At 35.5% G+C, this 17021-nt stretch carries 21 protein-coding genes; 17 read left to right on the forward strand and 4 right to left on the reverse strand.

Annotated features, from left to right (window positions below; all coding sequences use genetic code 11):
• Positions 1-10 precede the first annotated feature (10 nt).
• Positions 11-685 carry a type 1 glutamine amidotransferase gene (locus tag FC88_RS11465; RefSeq protein ID WP_057815780.1) on the reverse strand — a complete coding sequence of 225 codons (675 nt, stop codon included), beginning with the start codon at positions 683-685 and terminating at the stop codon, positions 11-13.
• 45 nt (positions 686-730) lie between these two features.
• On the opposite strand from FC88_RS11465, the gene FC88_RS11470 reads away from it, so the two are divergent.
• Positions 731-2062 (forward strand): C1 family peptidase, encoded by a 1332-nt coding sequence (locus FC88_RS11470; protein WP_235526936.1) that lies wholly within the window; start codon positions 731-733, stop codon positions 2060-2062.
• Positions 2063-2105: 43 nt separating this feature from the next.
• Here the strand turns inward: FC88_RS11470 and FC88_RS11475 are convergent, their stop codons facing one another.
• A complete protein-coding gene (locus tag FC88_RS11475; protein WP_057815784.1) occupies positions 2106-2765 on the reverse strand; it encodes an EAL domain-containing protein in 660 nt (219 codons plus the stop codon).
• A gap of 193 nt (positions 2766-2958) precedes the next feature.
• Here FC88_RS11475 and FC88_RS11480 point away from each other — a divergent pair, with 193 nt between their 5' ends.
• Together FC88_RS11480 and FC88_RS11485 are read left to right on the forward strand one after the other, a co-directional pair.
• Entirely contained in the window at positions 2959-3699 is a 741-nt protein-coding gene (locus tag FC88_RS11480; RefSeq protein WP_057815786.1) for a MerR family transcriptional regulator, read from the forward strand.
• 37 nt (positions 3700-3736) lie between these two features.
• On the forward strand, positions 3737-4189 hold the full coding sequence (locus tag FC88_RS11485; protein ID WP_057815788.1) for a CopY/TcrY family copper transport repressor: 453 nt from the start codon (positions 3737-3739) through the stop codon (positions 4187-4189).
• 151 nt (positions 4190-4340) lie between these two features.
• On the opposite strand, the gene FC88_RS11490 is transcribed toward FC88_RS11485, so the two are convergent.
• Complete coding sequence (locus FC88_RS11490) at positions 4341-4772, reverse strand: GNAT family N-acetyltransferase (protein WP_057815790.1); 432 nt, start codon at positions 4770-4772, stop codon at positions 4341-4343.
• A gap of 159 nt (positions 4773-4931) precedes the next feature.
• On the opposite strand from FC88_RS11490, the gene rsmG reads away from it, so the two are divergent.
• The 11 genes from rsmG (at position 4932) to FC88_RS11540 (ending at position 13525) form a co-directional block, all read left to right on the forward strand.
• Positions 4932-5657, forward strand: coding sequence for a 16S rRNA (guanine(527)-N(7))-methyltransferase RsmG (gene rsmG / locus FC88_RS11495; RefSeq protein ID WP_057815792.1), 726 nt, complete (start codon positions 4932-4934; stop codon positions 5655-5657).
• 118 nt (positions 5658-5775) lie between these two features.
• Positions 5776-6552, forward strand: coding sequence for a ParA family protein (locus tag FC88_RS11500; RefSeq protein WP_057815794.1), 777 nt, complete (start codon positions 5776-5778; stop codon positions 6550-6552).
• Positions 6533-7402: a ParB/RepB/Spo0J family partition protein gene (locus FC88_RS11505; protein WP_057815796.1), complete on the forward strand. Its 870-nt coding sequence runs from the start codon at positions 6533-6535 to the stop codon at positions 7400-7402. The genes FC88_RS11500 and FC88_RS11505 overlap by 20 nt, the downstream gene beginning before the upstream one ends.
• 9 nt (positions 7403-7411) lie before the next feature.
• Entirely contained in the window at positions 7412-7675 is a 264-nt protein-coding gene (locus FC88_RS11510; RefSeq protein ID WP_057815798.1) for a DUF951 domain-containing protein, read from the forward strand.
• 3 nt (positions 7676-7678) lie between these two features.
• Complete coding sequence (gene ychF, locus FC88_RS11515) at positions 7679-8782, forward strand: redox-regulated ATPase YchF (RefSeq protein ID WP_057815800.1); 1104 nt, start codon at positions 7679-7681, stop codon at positions 8780-8782.
• A gap of 14 nt (positions 8783-8796) precedes the next feature.
• On the forward strand, positions 8797-9543 hold the full coding sequence (locus FC88_RS11520; protein ID WP_057815802.1) for a DUF1129 domain-containing protein: 747 nt from the start codon (positions 8797-8799) through the stop codon (positions 9541-9543).
• A 130-nt stretch (positions 9544-9673) separates the two neighbouring features.
• Positions 9674-10330, forward strand: a complete 657-nt coding sequence (locus FC88_RS11525) for an ArsR/SmtB family transcription factor (protein WP_057815804.1) — start codon at positions 9674-9676, stop codon at positions 10328-10330.
• A 117-nt stretch (positions 10331-10447) separates the two neighbouring features.
• A complete protein-coding gene (gene trxB, locus FC88_RS11530) occupies positions 10448-11389 on the forward strand; it encodes a thioredoxin-disulfide reductase (RefSeq protein ID WP_057815806.1) in 942 nt (313 codons plus the stop codon).
• 14 nt (positions 11390-11403) lie between these two features.
• Complete coding sequence (locus FC88_RS11535) at positions 11404-12054, forward strand: DsbA family oxidoreductase (RefSeq protein WP_057815808.1); 651 nt, start codon at positions 11404-11406, stop codon at positions 12052-12054.
• Positions 12054-12188 carry a hypothetical protein gene (locus FC88_RS13280; protein WP_267490144.1) on the forward strand — a complete coding sequence of 45 codons (135 nt, stop codon included), beginning with the start codon at positions 12054-12056 and terminating at the stop codon, positions 12186-12188. The genes FC88_RS11535 and FC88_RS13280 overlap by 1 nt, the downstream gene beginning before the upstream one ends.
• 2 nt (positions 12189-12190) lie before the next feature.
• Positions 12191-13525: a dihydrolipoyl dehydrogenase family protein gene (locus FC88_RS11540; protein WP_057815810.1), complete on the forward strand. Its 1335-nt coding sequence runs from the start codon at positions 12191-12193 to the stop codon at positions 13523-13525.
• Between the two features lie 144 nt (positions 13526-13669).
• On the opposite strand, the gene FC88_RS11545 is transcribed toward FC88_RS11540, so the two are convergent.
• On the reverse strand, positions 13670-13867 hold the full coding sequence (locus tag FC88_RS11545) for a hypothetical protein (protein ID WP_057815811.1): 198 nt from the start codon (positions 13865-13867) through the stop codon (positions 13670-13672).
• Between the two features lie 104 nt (positions 13868-13971).
• Here FC88_RS11545 and FC88_RS11550 point away from each other — a divergent pair, with 104 nt between their 5' ends.
• Genes FC88_RS11550 through FC88_RS11560 form a run of 3 tightly spaced genes read left to right on the forward strand, consistent with a single transcriptional unit; the run spans position 13972 to position 17013 of the window.
• Entirely contained in the window at positions 13972-14658 is a 687-nt protein-coding gene (locus tag FC88_RS11550) for a response regulator transcription factor (RefSeq protein WP_057815813.1), read from the forward strand.
• Positions 14659-14660: 2 nt separating this feature from the next.
• Positions 14661-15758 carry a sensor histidine kinase gene (locus tag FC88_RS11555; protein WP_083484644.1) on the forward strand — a complete coding sequence of 366 codons (1098 nt, stop codon included), beginning with the start codon at positions 14661-14663 and terminating at the stop codon, positions 15756-15758.
• Between the two features lie 16 nt (positions 15759-15774).
• Complete coding sequence (locus FC88_RS11560; RefSeq protein WP_057815818.1) at positions 15775-17013, forward strand: D-alanyl-D-alanine carboxypeptidase family protein; 1239 nt, start codon at positions 15775-15777, stop codon at positions 17011-17013.
• Positions 17014-17021 lie beyond the last annotated feature (8 nt).

Raw genomic sequence — 17021 nt, forward strand, 5'->3', positions numbered from 1 at the left:
TTTTTTTTACTTATTTACTAGTTTCACTCAAACGTTTTTCATGAGCAGCAATAATTTTATCAGCAATTGCTCGGGCAACATTCTCATTTTTCAAAATAGGACCGTGAGAATAGCTACCTATAACGTTCCTGTAACGCATGCCTTCTTGTTTATCATCAGGATTATTACCGTAGCCTTCGACCATTTGGCCAAAAGGCTTCAACTCGCTCTTATCGTCAAAATAAGTACGACCACTGTGGTTCTCAAAGGCTCTAACAGTACCCCATTCGGTCTTATATTCAGTGTCGCCGATCATACGACTGTCAGCTTTAAAAACGGTGTGGAAAGGCAAAATATCTAGACAAGGGATCGTTTGACCACTGCTAGTTTCATAATATTTACCTAGGAATTGATAGCCACCACAGATACAAAGCATTGGGTTATCATCGTCGATATATTCCTTGATAGTTTCGCGATGTCTCTTGAGGTCTTTTGAAACAACGGATTGTTCAAAATCTTGGCCACCGCCGAAGAAAAGAAAATCGTAATCAAAGGCGTTGAATTTCATACCGAGACTGATATTGTCAACTTGAGTGTCATAGCCTTTTTCTTTGAGAAGAAAGCTGAGGATTTTAACATCGCCACTGTCTCCATATGTGTTCATTAAATCTTCGTACAAATAAGCAATTTTAATAGGTTCAGACATAATTTATCTCCAAATAGTATGAATATTGTAATATTAATAAATGAGGTGATTGAATTGACAAAAGAAATCAATAAAAAGATTTTAGCAGATTTTAATGAGAACTTAAATCAAGATGCAACTAATAATGTGCTTAAAAACGCTGTAGCGCAAGTAGGAATTTATCAAGCGAGTGAAAATCCACAAGCCAAGACGTTATTAAATCCATCATTTAATGTTACGGTTGATACAGGAAAGGTATCTAATCAAAAGCATTCCGGCCGCTGTTGGTTATTTGCTGCGTTGAATACTTTGCGGACTGAGTTTGCTCAAAAAAACAACCTGAAAGACTTTGAATTATCACAGAACTATCTTTCATTTTATGATCGTCTAGAGAAGGCTAATTATTTCTATCAAAATATTTTAGAAACAGCTGATTCGCCAGTAGATGATAGAAAAGTCAATACATTGTTCAGTTATCCTAGTGGTGACGGTGGCTACTGGGTTTATGCGGCTAATTTGATTCAAAAATACGGAGTAGTTCCTAATTATGTAATGCCAGAAACTCAAGCTTCTGATAATACGACTGAATTCAACGCTGTTTTGAATAAAATGTTGCGCAAAAATGGTATCGAATTGCGTCAAATGGTCCAAGATAAGACAGATCAAGGTAAAATTGATCAACGCGTTGAAGAAATGCTTTCGGAAGTTTATAAAGTTTGTGTTTACTCATTTGGGATGCCACCTAAGGAATTTGAGTTGTCACTTCATACGGATAATGACAAATTAATTGAAGAAGACAGCATCACACCAAAGGATTTCTTAAAACGTTACTTTACAATAAATTTGGATGACTACGTTATCGTAGAAAATTCACCACAAAAGAGTAAGAAATATCATCAAGCCTACACAATTGCTGAATCTGGTAATATTGTTGGCGGTCGAATCGATAAGTTTTTGAATTTGCCAATTGAACGCCTAGAAGAGTTAACGATTGAACAATTAAAGGGCAATGATCCTGTTTGGTTTGGCAATGATGTTTCTGAAGAATCTGACCGTAAGAAAGGTTATTTATTGGGTGACTTGTATCAATACGATAAATTGTTCAATATTGATTCTAAGATTGAAAAAGGACTTCGCCTAGATTACAAACAAGCTCAAGTTTCACACGCCATGACTATTACTGGGGTCAACTTAGTTAATGGATTTGCTAATCGCTACAAAGTTGAAAATTCTTGGGGTAGCGACAACGGCGAAAATGGCTACTACATGATGGATAAGAAGTGGTTTGAGGATTACGTCTACGAAGTAATTATCAATAAAAAATATTTAACAGCTGCTGAATTATCTGAATACAATCAAGATCCTATTGAATTACCAGCTTGGGATTCTTTAGCCTAAAATAAAAAGGCCGATTAACTTCTTATAAGCTAATTGGTCTTTTTTAAGGCATTGAAGGTTTGCCATAAAGGTAACCTTGTTGAATATTGATGCCGTATTTTTTAGCGAGAATTTGGTCTTTGGAGTCTTCTACACCTTCTAGTACCATATCTAAACAGTACTTTCTAGCTTGGCGGACCCAAAAGGATAGGTATTCAGGAATTTTGTCAGCATTACCACTCATGCGAAGATTTTGCATTGCAAACTTGATTCGATCCACGTATGGCAATGAATGTTTGATATTATCAAAAGTATTAGAACCCGTCCCGACGTCGTCAATCACTAGGGCGATATCGTATTGATGCAATACCAAGCTGTATTCTTTTACTTTGATTAATGGCATAGCATCAGTAAATTCAATCGTTAAAGAGACTGGCTCAATTCGTTTCTTTAAAGCAATAATGGCTCCCAGAGTAAGTGGGTCGTTTGCTTGTTCCTTGTTCAGATTAAATGATAAGGATCTGTGCTTATTCTTTTGCTTGGCTAATATATGAGCTGTCTCTTCAACCAAACCTACTTGTTTTTCAATTGAAAGTTCTGTGAAATCTTCTGGTAAATGCCAATTGCCGTTATCTTCTTTACGTAAAAGGACTTCATATCCAAATAGAGTATTGGTACTCTGATTAACTTGTGGTTGAACAAAAAAACTGTACTTCGTAGGCATTTTCCCTCCTATCCTAAAATTCTCTTGTACTTGAGTATTTTATTCCATTTTTTAATTTATATCAATTAAACAGGTTATTAATTGTGGAATATAAAATATTCCTATTTCAATATTATAGCGGCGTTATGCTAAAAAATTCTTGCAGGTAACCTAAGGTAATACTTTATAACTAAGTTCAAGGAGGTGATTATCTATGTCAGAATACACAACTGGAGAGTTGGCTAAGATTGCAGGTGTCTCAGTTAGAACTTTACAATATTATGACAAGAAAGAGTTATTGATACCTAGTAAAATTCAAACTGGTGGCAAGCGTATTTATACCGCTGAAGATCTCAATAAACTAAAATTAATATTGCTGTTGAAAAATCTTGGTTTGACACTGAAGTCTATCGCAGAAATTATCGACAGTCCCAACTCTACAAAAGTGTTGAATTTGTTATTAGATCAACAAGAGAAAGCACTCAAGGATAATCTAAAGACTACTAAGGAACAACTCAAATTGGTCGAAAACATTAAACGGGATTTACCAATGATGAGCCAAACCTCACTTCAATCAATTGATGACATAGACAAAATCATGGAAAACAAAAAAGCTTTGCGTAAAGTACATTTCAAAATGCTATTTATAGGAATTATCATTGATATTATAGAAATTGCTGCCTTACTTTGGGGTATCTTCAAAGGTCAATGGATGCCATTTGTATTTGCTATCGTATTAGTCATTCTGTTAGCTGGATACGTTTCGTATTTTTACTACGATAATACCAATTACATTTGTCCCAATTGTAATTTTGAATTTAAACCTAAATTCTGGGAAGTGATTTTGAAACCACACAATAGTCGTGCCAGAAAGTTACGTTGTCCTAACTGTCATCAAGAAAATTATTGTGTAGAAATTTATGATGAGAAACAGACTATAAAAACTAATAAATAATGTTATATAATGTTCTCATTAAGAGAGGACGTTTTTGATGGATATTGTTACAAAAAAAGAACAGAAGAAAGTAGAAATTTCTTCAGCTGAATGGCAAATCATGCGAATCGTCTGGACTTTGAAACATGTGACTAGTTCAGAAATCATTAACTTGATGCAAAAGAAACAAACTTGGTCTGACTCTACGATCAAGACTTTAATTACGCGCTTAACTAAAAAAGAATTTCTCAGTCGTAAAAAAGAACAAGGTCGCTATATTTATTCTTCAACTGTAGCTGAACAAGATACGATGAATGAATATGCTAATAGCTTGTTCAGTGATTTTTGTGCTCATAAAGCAGGATCGGTATTGAATGAATTGATCAATTCATTAGAAATTAGTCAGTCTGATATTGCTAAACTGGAGAAAACTTTACAAGAAAAAGAAAAAACTGCTCCCGAACACGTTCATTGTGATTGTTTGCCAGAAGAATGTGGCGATATGTGCTAAAATTAAGTTCCTTGGCAGGGGCGTAGGCTGAACTCGAGAAATTGAGTTTGGCCTATTTTTCTGGCTCTTTTTGTTAAATTGGTAACAGTGATAATGTAGCAAAAAAGTATGTATGGAAAATATAAAAAATGTAAATCTTAGGTAAATATTTTTAGAATTTAAGCAACATGTCAAGATGAGGGATGTTGTCTTCTAAATACACCTCAGAAATAGCTTTGAAACCGAATTGTTCATAAAATTTTTGTAGATAAGCTTGAGCTTGAATTTGAATTGATTGTTTAGGGAATCTTTGTTTGATTTCATCAATTGTTGCCGCAACGATTTTTTCTCCCAAACCATTTTTACGAAATTTTTTGACAACTAGGACGCGTCCAAAAGTAATGTGATCTCCTTTATCAATAATTCTTGTATAAGCTTTTAATTGACCGTTTTCAATCAAGCAAACGTGTAAGTCATCATAATCATCGTCATCGACTTCTTGATACGGACAGTTTTGTTCAATGACGAAAATTTTGACACGTTCTTTTAAAATATCGATCAATTCTTTTGATGTTAGTTCATTAGTATGTTTGACAGTGATCATATAAATCCCTCCAAGGTTTTTTGCTGATAATAATACAATTATATTATTGTAACTGCTACAAATTATAGAAAAACTCTTTTTTCTGACGTTGAATTAAAGGCCACAATAATATAGGATAAAAGGGTGTGAAACATGTGTTTCACGAGTGGAGGTAGTTTAATGAAACCGGAAGAATTTTTTGAATCCTTGGCAAAGCAGGGGATTGAGTTAAGTGAAACTCAAAAAAATCAATTTGCAACTTATTTTAAAGAATTGGTTGAGACTAATAAAGTTATGAACTTAACTTCGATTACCGATGAAGATCAAGTTTATTTAAAACATTTTTACGATTCGATTGAATTAGGATTTGTCGATAAAAAAATCTTGAGTGAGCAATTAACGTTGTGTGATGTCGGTTCAGGGGCAGGTTTTCCATCTTTGCCTTTGAAAATCGTCAATCCTAAACTTAAAATTACTATCGTTGATTCATTGAACAAACGAATCAAGTTTTTAGATGGTTTGGTTACTAAATTAGGTCTAGAAGATGTTAATTTGGTTCATGGGCGTGCTGAAGAAGTTGGCAAGAATGCTCAATTTAGAGAACAATTTGACGTTGTAACGGCTCGTGCAGTGGCCGCTATGAATGTTTTGACTGAATTTTGTTTGCCATTAGTTAAAGTTGGTGGACAATTTGTCGCTATGAAGTCTGAAAAAGCTCCGGAAGAAGTCAAAGTCGCAAAATTTGCCATCGAAACTTTGGGTGGAGAAATCAAACAACAAAAGTCGGTTGAATTACCAAATGATGCAGGAATTCGTAATTTTATTTTTGTAGGAAAGATTAATAAGACACCAAAAAAATATCCAAGAAAACCAGGTACGCCTGCAAAAAAACCACTTGTGAAATAACTAGACAGTATTAAAGATTACTGTAAAAATGATAAGATTATATAGATATGGCAAAAAGTGAACCATAAGTAAATATTTTGAGAGACCGTTATAACGGCTCTAAAGATAGGGGAATAAAATGGCACGAAAAATATCTGTTGCAAATCAAAAAGGTGGTGTTGGCAAGACTACTACCACCATCAATTTGGGAGCATGCTTAACTGATTTGGGTCAAAGAGTGTTAATTGTTGATACTGATCCTCAAGGTAATGCTACTAGCGGTTTAGGTATTAAAAAGGCTAACGTGGAAAAAGATGTCTATGATGTTTTAGTAAATGAATATCCGTTAAAAAAAACTATCATTCATACTAGACATCCAAAACTAGATATCGTTCCAGCAACGATTCAACTAGCTGGTGCAGAGATGGAATTGACGACAATGATGGCTCGTGAAACACGTTTACGTGCTGGAATCGAAGAAGTCGACAATGATTACGATATTATTTTGATTGATTGTCCACCTTCATTAGGTCAACTTTCCACCAATGCCTTTACGGCTAGCGACTCAATTATTATTCCAGTTCAAAGTGAATATTACGCTTTGGAAGGATTGAGTCAGTTACTAAACACCATTCGTTTAGTTCAAAAGCATTTCAATACTAACTTGGCCATTGAAGGCGTCTTGATTACTATGTTAGATGCCAGAACTAATTTGGGTGCTCAAGTAGTTGATGAAGTGAAATCGTATTTTGGCGACTCAGTTTACAAATCAATCGTTCCTAGAAACACACGTCTAGCGGAAGCACCTAGTTACGGTTTACCAATCGTCGACTTTGACGACAAGTCAAGAGGTGCTAAAGCTTATCGTGAACTTGCCGAGGAGGTGTTAAAGCGTAATGGCATCAAGCAAAAATAAAAAAGGCTTAGGAAGAGGAATTGACGCTATCTTTTCTGAATTCGAAGCTATTGATGAAAATAGTGAAACCGTCGTTGATCTTTCTATTGATGATATTCGTCCCAATCCCTATCAACCTAGAAAGACTTTCGACCAAGCTGCTTTAAACGAGTTAGCACATTCAATTGAACAAAATGGGGTCTTTCAACCAATCATCGTTCGTGAAAGTGTTAATGGTTTTGAAATCATCGCTGGTGAGAGACGTTTCCGTGCTAGTAAAATAGCTAAGAAAACTACGATTCCAGCTATCGTTCGTCCATTAAGTGAATCAGGGATGATGGAAATTGCCGTCTTGGAAAACCTTCAACGTGAGGATTTAACACCTCTTGAAGAAGCTGATGCATACCAGACTTTAATTACGAAGTTGAATTTGACCCAAGAGCAAGTTTCTCAAAGATTAGGCAAGTCTCGTCCGTACATTGCTAACTACTTACGACTATTGAATTTACCTGAAGCAACGAAGAAATTAGTTCAAAGTGGCAAATTATCAATGGGTCAAGCGAGAACTTTATTGAGTTTAAAAGATCAGGACCAAATTGATCGTCTAGCTAAACGTGCTGTTGAAGAAGACTTGACTGTACGTCAACTAGAACAATTGGCTACTGAATCTAAGCACAACAGCAAAAAGAAGAAGAAAGCTGTTCAAAAATCACCTTTTATTAGAGCAACTGAAGAAAAATTGGTTGAAAGATTTGATACACCGGTTGCCGTCAAGGAAACTAGAAGCGGCCACGGAAAATTAGAAATTGATTTCTCGAATACGGAAGATTTAAATCGTATTTTAGACATATTAGGAATCCATTTAGATTAGAGGAATTGTATGTTTAAACTTGGAGATATTATCACAATGAAAAAACCTCACGCTTGTGGGGAAAATCGCTGGGAAGTTATTCGTTTAGGTGCGGATATTAAAGTTAAATGCTTAGGTTGTGGACATATTGTCATGATCCCACGGGCTGAATTTAATAAGAAATTCAAAAAAGTTTTAACGCAAGCTGACCAAGTGAAAACAGAAAATGAAAAACATTATTTGAAAAAATCTCAATTAATGCCACCAAACTTTATTAAAAGAAATGAGGAATAAATAATGGCTCTAACTGCCGGAATTGTCGGACTACCAAACGTTGGTAAGTCAACTTTATTTAATGCTATTACAAAAGCTGGTGCGGAGATGGCTAACTATCCTTTCGCTACAATCGACCCAAACGTCGGAATGGTTGAAGTACCAGATAGTCGTCTAGCAAGAATCGATTCATTGATCCCTGCTAAAAAGGTTATTCACACAACTTTTGAATTTACTGATATCGCTGGTATCGTTAAAGGTGCTAGTAAAGGTGAAGGACTTGGTAATAAGTTCTTGGAAAATATCAGACAAGTTGATGCCATTGTTCACGTTGTTCGTGCGTTCGATGATGATGATATCACAAGTGTTACTGGTAAAGTTGATCCACTAGATGATATTGAAACTATTAATTTGGAATTGAGTATCGCTGATCTTGACAGTATCAACAAGCGTTATACTCGTGTTGAAAAAGCTGCTAAGAGTGCTAAGGATAAAGAAGCTCAAGCAGAATTAGCAGTCTTAGAAAAAATCAAACCAGTGCTTGAAGAAGGTGGCGCTGTGAGATCAATCGACTTTGACGAAGATGAACAAAAGATCGTTAAGGGATTATTCCTACTAACTTCAAAACCTGTCTTGTACGTAGCTAATATCGCGGAAGAAGACATGGCTGATCCTGAAAGTTCTAAGTATTACAAGATCGTTGAAGATTACGCTAAGAAAGATAACGCCCAAGTAATCGGTGTTTCAGCTAGAACTGAAGAAGAAATTGCTGAACTAGATGATGATGAAAGAAAAGAATTCCTTGAAGCCGAAGGTGTTACAGAATCAGGTCTTGATAAACTTATCAAAGCTAGTTACAAGCTATTAGGACTTAGAACATTCTTCACTGCTGGTGGTAAAGAAACTCGTGCTTGGACTTTCCACGAAGGAATGAAAGCACCACAAGTTGCCGGAATTATTCACTCTGATTTTGAACGTGGATTCATCCGTGCCGAAGTTATGTCATTTAGTGATCTAGATGAATTAGGTAGTGAAAAAGCCGTCAAAGAAGCCGGTAAATTACGTGTTGAAGGTAAGGATTACGAAGTTCAAGATGGAGACATCATCGAATTCCGCTTTAACGTCTAACCAGGGGGACAAAAATGTCAGAGGATTTAAGAGAGAAGAATAAGCAAGCTGCTGAAAAACAAAAAGTTGCTTCAGCTAAGAATGAAAGAAAAGAAGAAATTAAAACGGAAATCTATAATGCAAGTGCAGACGATTTGCGTAAAAAATTGAGTAATAAAAATGCTGAATATATTTTTAAACTCAATAAATATTTGATGGAAGATGGTTTCAAAGAAGATGAAGCTAAAGAAGCTATTGACAAGTTACTTCCAGAAATTGTTGACAATCAAATCAAAGGGATTCCAGCTAACCAACTTTATGGTCCAGTAACTCAAAGAGCTAAAGATATTGTTCATCCAACTAAAAAGCCTAAAGTAACACCATTCTGGGCTTCATGGATCGACACATCATTGTTATTCTTTGCTCTGTTTGGTGTCTTGTACGGGATCGTTGCTTTAACGACCAAGAAACCTGATCCAAACAATCAAACTGGTATTATCACTTTGATTGTCTTGTCTGCTATGTGGGGTGCGCTATTAACATGGTTCAACAACCAAATGAAACGTCCTAAGTCGCAACGTCCTGGTTGGGGAATTACGATTGGATACTTGGTCGTTGGTTTAGCCTTCATGTTTATTTTCTTGGCTGCCATGACAGCTGTACCTACATCAATTAATCCAGCACTTAACGCAATTGGATACTTCATCGCGGCAGTAGTAGCTTACGGAATTCGTTTCTTCTTCCGTCGTACAATGGGTATTCATGATCGTTCATTTATGTAAAAATTATCTCAAAAACTTCAGTGTAGACTGGAGTTTTTTTAGTAGTAATTAATTGACAAAAATAAAACTTCCTTTAAAATTGAAGCATTCAATCAATTAGTTAAATACTGTGCTTGAAAGGTGGAATTTTATGAATCAAGCAGCAAATGAGTATAAAGATAATCTTTATTCTGAATTAAGCAAAATTGGCAAAGGTTTATCAAGTGATCGTAGACTAGAAATTTTAGATTTATTGTCTCAAAGTCCTAAAACAGTAGAATCTTTAGCTAGACAATCAGGTATGAGTATTGCTAATACCTCTAGACATTTGAAGACTTTACGCGATGCTAATTTAGTTAGTAGTACCAAAAATGGCAACTTCGTCGTTTATAAATTAGCTACAAAACAAGTAGAACAATTATTTTACTTATTGCGTGACGTTGGAGAAAATCAGCTTTTGGCTATGAAACAAATCCGACAGAGTTTTGATATTTCAGAGCAAGTTAAGACATTAGATTTATCAACAGCAGTTAAATTGTTAAGTCGAGATGATGTCCAATTGTTGGATGTTAGACCAAAAGATGAGTTTCAAGCTGGTCATATTAAAGGCGCCATTAACATTCCAATCGATCAATTATCGAATCAAGCTGAAAAGATAGATCCGCAAAAAGATATAATTGTATATTGTCGAGGTCACTTGTGCGCTTTGACTAATCAAGCAACAAGATTATTAAATGAACAAGGGCGTAATGCATACAGTTTAAATGAAAGTTATTATGACTGGCGTGAATTTGTCGCTCAACAATAAACATCACTTTTCGAAGTGGTGTTTTTTTTAGGCTTTTGAATTGACAAAAGAAAAAGTCATGTTAATATTTAACTATTCAATTAATTTGTTGAATAGATTTGAACAGGAGGGAAGAAAATGTCTCAAAATTATGATGTCATCGTAATCGGTGCTGGTCCTAGTGGAATGACCGCTGCTTTATATGCTTCAAGAGCTAATCTAAATGTAGCGATGCTTGATCGGGGGATTTATGGTGGTCAGATGAACAATACGGCTGAGATTGAAAATTATCCTGGCTTTGAAAATGTCTTAGGACCAGATTTATCAGAAAAAATGTATAAGAGTTCACAACAATTTGGCGTTGAATTTTTGTACGGAGATGTAGAAAGATTGGTAGTCGATGATGAGGGTCGTAAACATCTTTATACAGACAATGGCGAATTGACAGCGATGGCAGTTATTATAGCGACCGGTTCGCAGCCTAGAAAGTTAGGTATTGCTGGTGAAGAAGAATTTAGTGGTCGAGGCGTTTCCTACTGTGCAGTCTGTGATGGGGCTTTTTACAAGAATAAGGACGTAACAGTTGTCGGTGGTGGAAATTCTGCCATTGAAGAAGGCTTGTATTTGGCTAATGTGACAGGTGATGTTAATGTGGTCCACCGTCGAGATCAACTACGAGCAGAAAAGTTACTTCAAAATAGAGCTTTTAAAAATGATAAAATGAACTTCACTTGGAACAGTCAAGTTACCGAAATCGTGGGAGACGACCGAAAAGTAACTGGCGTAAAGGTTCACAATAAAGAAACTAATGAGGATAAAGTTGTACCAACAGATGGAGTCTTCATTTATGTCGGAACAGAACCAATGACAAAAGCTTTTCGAGATTTAGGAATCACTGATGAAAAAGGCTGGATCAAAACTGACGAAGATATGAAAACTAATATTGCTGGAGTTTACGCTATAGGTGATGTGAGACAAAAACATTTACGTCAAATTACTACTGCCGTAGGTGACGGTGGTATCGCAGCCCAAGAAGCTTTTAATTATTTAGAGAGTTTAAAGGATGCAGCAACAGACTAAAGGAGAAATAAGTTATGGAAATTAAATACTGGTCAGATATCGCATGCCCATTTTGTTACATCGGCTCAACGAGAATGAAACGGGCTTTGAAAGAAATGAATATTTATGATGAAACACCTTTAGAATTCAAATCATTTCAATTAGATCCAACTTTACCTAAGACTACTAAAGAAAATATGCTCGATCATTTTTCTAAGGGTCATGGGATGTCAAAAGAACAAGCCAAAGCACAAATTGAACAGATTTCACAAATGGGTGCCAGTGATGGTTTGAAGGTTGATTTGATAAATGCCATTCCTACTAACACTGAAGATGCTCATCGATTGATCAAACTAGCTGATTCCAAAAATGATGATGCACTAACAGAAAGAGTAATCGATGCTTTTTATCAAGTTTACTTTAGCAATGGTGAATCGATTGCTGACCATGATGTGTTGACTAAGGCAGCCATAGATGCTGGGTTAGAAGCTTCAGAAGTTGATTCAATTTTGAACAGTGACAAGTATTTAAAAGAAGTCCGTGCTGATGAAATGGAAGCTCAACAATTAGGAATTCATGGTGCACCATTCTTTGTAATTAACAATAAATATGGAATTTCCGGAGCACAACCTTACGAGATAATGCTTGATGCTTTGAAGAAAATCCAGACAGGAGCAGTGAAATAATGGATAAAGACGAGAAGAAGACTCCAGTATTTGAAACTTTTGGTAGTGATGAAAGTGCAGTTTGTGGTCCAGAAGGTTGTAACATTCAAGAACATCGTGATAGAGAGAAGAATCAAGACAAAAAGGAAAAATAATTATGAAGAAGTATGACATTATCGTTATTGGTTCAGGTCCAAGTGTTGCTTCACTTTTGAGCAGCGTTGAACCTCAAAATAAAAGTATTTTAGTTGTAGATGGCGGTCTCTTTGGTGGCATTTGCCCGAATGAAGGTTGCGAGCCAAAAATATTTTTAGAAGGTACTGTTAAAACTGTTTTAACGGCCAAGAAGTTGTTGGGTAACGGGATTTCTCAGCCTGCTAAATTAGATTGGCCAGCTTTGATTAAAGCTAAGAAGCATTTTATCGATCCGTTTCCAGAAGATGTGAAAAAGAGCTATCAAGCAATGGGTGCTGATATTTTGCAAGGTATGGCTAATTTCGTCGATAATCATACAATTCAAGTTGACGATCAACGATTCCACGGAGATAAAATTGTCATTGCGACTGGTCAAAAGCCAAGACAATTGAAACTTCCGGGTAGTGATGAATTTTTGACGAGTACAGATGTTTTCAATTTAGAAGAATTGCCTAAGAAAATCGCTATTATAGGTAGTGGCTACATTGGAATGGAATTTGCTACGATCTTTTTAGCAGCAGGATCTGAAGTCTCAATTATCACGCAGACTAAGCGACCATTAGAACAGTTTTATAGTGAACATGTAGATGTTTTAGTCAAGGAGTTAGAGGACAATGGGGCTAAATTTTACTTTGAACAAGGCGTTCAAGAGTTTACAGACAGACATCTTAAAACACAACAAGGCTTAGATTTGCCCGTTGATATGGTATTAAACGCTACAGGTAGAGTTCCAACGGTTGACAGGTTAGCTTTGGAAAATACTGATATCCAATATAATCCGCGAGGCATCACCACAGATAATCACTTGGAAACTAATGTACCAGGTGTTTATGCTATGGGTGATATTGTAGATAAAAAAGTTCCTAAATTGACTTCTACAGCTCAATTTGAAGGCGAGTATTTAGGTAAATTTATCAACGATCCAAAATTAAAAGCAATAGATTATCCGATTATCAGTTCGGTAGCATTCACTTTCCCACAAATTTCGATGGCAGGAATTGATGTGGATACTGCGAAAAGTGATGCTAAATACAAAATAGAAAATTATGATTTGGCAAAGATGGCTCCAGAGAACTTTTTCTATTTGGGAATAGCTGATTATGAAGCTAAATTAACATTAGTTTTTGATGAGAATGACCGTTTAGTTGGTATTTCAGAAGTTAGCCAAACGGCAGTTGATGATGTTAATAATTTCGTATCAATTATGGGTTTTGGCATTGATGGTCAAACTATTCGTCAAAAAGTAATCCCTAATTTTCCATCATTGTTTTATAAGTTAAAAGGTTTAATTAAGTAGTTTAGTAACAAATTTTGTTAAATGTTGTCGATATCCTCCAAAATTATTTTGATAACATTAAATAAATACGCTCGAAAAAAATAGCCTCACTAGAACGTAGCTGTGAATCTCCTTTCGGCAACGTTATCTAGTGAGACTATTTTGTTATTTAACTCTAAAAAATTGCACTAAACCATACAAACCATAGCCCCCGGCAGCGGCCTGTAAAATCGTCATGATCAAACCAACTTTACTCAAATTGATATTTTTGTCAAAGTGGATTTCGTACTGGACAAAAGCGATAATTGCAATCGAAAAAATAATGATCAATAAGAACTTCATTCTCTTTTTTAAATATTCCATGGAAGCTCACTTTCTTAGTGTGATTAGTAATCTAGTTACATCTTATTGTATAATACTAACTAGTTGTAGACTTGTAAATATATGTACGCTTGAGAGGTTTAAAAATGAAAATCTTAGTGGTTGATGATGATAAAGAAATTGTAGAGCTACTCAGCATTTATATTAAAAACGAAGGTTATGAACCTATTGCAGCTAATTCAGGACAAGAAGCTTTGGACCAATTGGCAGCACACAGTGATATTGCCTTGATGGTATTGGATATTATGATGCCTGGTATCGATGGAATTGAAGTTGTTAAAAGAGTTCGGAAGACTTCGCAGATTCCAATTATTATTGTTTCAGCAAAAACGACCGATATGGATAAGATACAAGGTCTTATTACTGGTGCTGACGATTATGTCACGAAACCGTTCAATCCTTTGGAGATTATGGCCAGAATTCGTTCATTATTGCGCCGTAGTAATCAACAAGCAACCAAAAATGTTCCAGATAAACTAGAAGTTGGACCAATTACTATTTATAAAGATTCACACGAAGTCGTTACAGATTCAGGACAAAAAGTTCAATTAACGGCTCTAGAATTTGGAGTGCTTTACTTATTAGCCAGCCATCCAAATCGGGTCTTTTCTGCTGATGAAATTTTTGAACGAGTTTGGAAACAGGAGAGTGTTGTTTCTGCCAAAACAGTTATGGTTCACGTCAGTCACTTGCGGGACAAATTAGAAGAAGCTACAAATGGTGAAAAAGTTATCGAAACTGTTTGGGGCGTCGGCTATAAAGTGGAGGTTTGATTTTGGATAAACGAATCAAACTGAATGCAAAAGCAAAAGGTGTCCTCCTTTTTGAAGGAATAGGCACCTTTCTTTTATTTCAGATAATAAATGCAATCATAATTGGTAGTCTTGGCAAAAATAACTTCATGTTGAATTTACAAAATAATTGGTCATTATTGGCAAACAAAATTTGGACAGTCGGAGTCGTCTTAATTTTAGAATTGTGTTTAACTTGCGTAATAGTTTTGAGTACTTTCCACAAAATGGAATTAGTTCAAATCAAGCAAATTTTGCACAAAGCAGCTATTGATGATCAAACAAAACAAGTTCAAACTAAGGTCAATTCTAGTTTACAAGGTATCATTGAGAGTTTTAACTTATTGATTTTGAATATGGACCAACATGCTGAAGAACAACGTCAATCTGAAAAGAGCAAGGATGAATTGATCAGTAATGTCAGTCATGATATTCGAACGCCATTGACTTCAGTAATTGGTTATTTAGGATTGATTGAAGGTAAGAATTTCAATGATTTGAACCAAATTTTAAAGTATACGCATATTGCTTATAAGAAATCGCTAGAGATGCAAAATCTAGTCAATTCGCTCTTTGAGTTTGCCAATGTTCAACATGCAACGAGTCGTTTGAAGACTACTAAATTTGACATGGCTCAGATGCTAGATCAATTGTCAGCTGATTTTGAATTAGAAGCTAACAAACGAGGGATGGAAATTATCGTCAACTCCACGCCTGATAAGATCATGATGCAAGGTGATACTGAAAAATTAGGTCGAGTCTTTAATAATTTGATTATGAATGCCTTGAAGTACGGTAAAGGGGCAACGCATATTTGGCTAAATGCTGAACAAAAAGATAAAGAAGTAGTTGTAACAGTCGCGAATAACGGTCAACCAATTCCAGAAGATTCTTTGAAACACGTCTTTGATCGTTTTTATCGAGTTGAAGATTCTCGCTCTAAGAAAACTGGTGGGACTGGTTTAGGTTTAGCGATTGCTCAAAGCATGGTTCAACTACACGGTGGTACAATAGCAGTTACTTCCGATAAGGAAAAGACTTCGTTTATTAGTCATTTTCCAATTTCGAAATCGAAAGATTGATTTGAGAGGTTTTATAATGAAAGGTTTCGCAAAGAAATTCATGTTGGTAATGTCAGTTTTTATTTTGACGTTGCCAATTTTTACATCAGAGGCTACTGCCGCAACATTTACTCAACCAGAACTAGAATTGAATGCTAGTGCAGGGATGATTTTTGATGAGAACACTGGACAAATTGTCTATTCTAAAAATCCGGCAGAGAAATTAGCTATAGGTTCAATTACTAAAATCGTTACATTGTATTTAGTAACCAAAGCTATCAAGGATGGCAAAATTTCTGAATCAGATTTAGTAACGCCGACGCAAGAAGAAGCCGACATGACTCAAGATAATGAATTGGCCAACGTGCGACTTGACGCTGACAAATCTTATTCAGTCAAAGACCTTTATAATGCTGCTTGGATAGTTTCGTCCAACTCGGCAGCGATGATGTTAGCTGGAAAGGTCGCTGGTACTCAAGCTAAGTTTGTCAAAATGATGCGAAAAACAGTAAAAAATTGGGGTATCAAAGATGCCGAACTGTATAACGCTTCAGGATTGAATAATTCCGATTTGAAGACTGATATGTACATCGGCCCAACAGATGGTGAAAATAAACTATCTGCTAACGATATCGGTGTTATTGTGAAACACGTCTTAGATCAGTATCCAGAGATACTTAAAACAACTTCGCAAACAAAACTATCATTTCCAATCGATAATGAAATCAAAACTTATGATACTTTGAATTTCTTACTAAAAGGTCAACGTGACTATCAAGAGGGTTTTGAATTCGATGGTTTAAAGACTGGTACGACTGAACAAGCTGGTGAATCTTTTGTAGGAACTTTGCCATTAGACAATACTAGATTAGTTACGATCGTCTTAGATGCTCAAGGTGAAGATAATGATAATGACAAACGATTCCGGTCAACACAAAAATTAGTGCACTATGTGAAAGATAATTTTGAGCGTAAAGAAGTTATCCAAAAAGATAAAAACATAAAAATAAATAACAAAAAATATAAAACTTATGAACCTGTTTATGTTTGGTTGCCTAAAAATTCTAATATCGCAGATTTACGTTATACTATAAGTAGTGACGACTTAGGTTTTACTGCAATCCACAATAAACAGACGGTAAAATTGATTGCCACGAACACTAACAGTGGTTATCTTCCGTTTAAAAAGGCAGATGTTAGAAAAAAGATACATAAGGAGACAAACCAGAAATCTTGGTGGGATCAAATCGTAGAATTTTTTAACCATTTATTTTAGGAGTGTGA

Origin of the sequence: Companilactobacillus futsaii JCM 17355, assembly GCF_001435505.1 — a bacterium.
GTDB classification, from domain to species: domain Bacteria; phylum Bacillota; class Bacilli; order Lactobacillales; family Lactobacillaceae; genus Companilactobacillus; species Companilactobacillus futsaii.

Bases quoted from the DNA above. Each gene is read 5' to 3' on its own strand.
- FC88_RS11480 (WP_057815786.1), top strand. From the start codon at position 2,959: ATGTCAGAATACACAACTGGAGAGTTGGCTAAGATTGCAGGTGTCTCA.
- FC88_RS11500 (WP_057815794.1), top strand. From the start codon at position 5,776: ATGGCACGAAAAATATCTGTTGCAAATCAAAAAGGTGGTGTTGGCAAG.
- FC88_RS11545 (WP_057815811.1), bottom strand. From the start codon at position 13,867: ATGGAATATTTAAAAAAGAGAATGAAGTTCTTATTGATCATTATTTTT.
- FC88_RS11485 (WP_057815788.1), top strand. From the start codon at position 3,737: ATGGATATTGTTACAAAAAAAGAACAGAAGAAAGTAGAAATTTCTTCA.
- FC88_RS11535 (WP_057815808.1), top strand. From the start codon at position 11,404: ATGGAAATTAAATACTGGTCAGATATCGCATGCCCATTTTGTTACATC.
- FC88_RS11525 (WP_057815804.1), top strand. From the start codon at position 9,674: ATGAATCAAGCAGCAAATGAGTATAAAGATAATCTTTATTCTGAATTA.
- FC88_RS11475 (WP_057815784.1), bottom strand. From the start codon at position 2,765: ATGCCTACGAAGTACAGTTTTTTTGTTCAACCACAAGTTAATCAGAGT.
- ychF (WP_057815800.1), top strand. From the start codon at position 7,679: ATGGCTCTAACTGCCGGAATTGTCGGACTACCAAACGTTGGTAAGTCA.
- FC88_RS11505 (WP_057815796.1), top strand. From the start codon at position 6,533: ATGGCATCAAGCAAAAATAAAAAAGGCTTAGGAAGAGGAATTGACGCT.
- rsmG (WP_057815792.1), top strand. From the start codon at position 4,932: ATGAAACCGGAAGAATTTTTTGAATCCTTGGCAAAGCAGGGGATTGAG.
- FC88_RS11520 (WP_057815802.1), top strand. From the start codon at position 8,797: ATGTCAGAGGATTTAAGAGAGAAGAATAAGCAAGCTGCTGAAAAACAA.
- FC88_RS11560 (WP_057815818.1), top strand. From the start codon at position 15,775: ATGAAAGGTTTCGCAAAGAAATTCATGTTGGTAATGTCAGTTTTTATT.
- FC88_RS11510 (WP_057815798.1), top strand. From the start codon at position 7,412: ATGTTTAAACTTGGAGATATTATCACAATGAAAAAACCTCACGCTTGT.
- FC88_RS13280 (WP_267490144.1), top strand. From the start codon at position 12,054: ATGGATAAAGACGAGAAGAAGACTCCAGTATTTGAAACTTTTGGTAGT.
- FC88_RS11550 (WP_057815813.1), top strand. From the start codon at position 13,972: ATGAAAATCTTAGTGGTTGATGATGATAAAGAAATTGTAGAGCTACTC.
- FC88_RS11540 (WP_057815810.1), top strand. From the start codon at position 12,191: ATGAAGAAGTATGACATTATCGTTATTGGTTCAGGTCCAAGTGTTGCT.
- FC88_RS11490 (WP_057815790.1), bottom strand. From the start codon at position 4,772: ATGATCACTGTCAAACATACTAATGAACTAACATCAAAAGAATTGATC.
- trxB (WP_057815806.1), top strand. From the start codon at position 10,448: ATGTCTCAAAATTATGATGTCATCGTAATCGGTGCTGGTCCTAGTGGA.
- FC88_RS11465 (WP_057815780.1), bottom strand. From the start codon at position 685: ATGTCTGAACCTATTAAAATTGCTTATTTGTACGAAGATTTAATGAAC.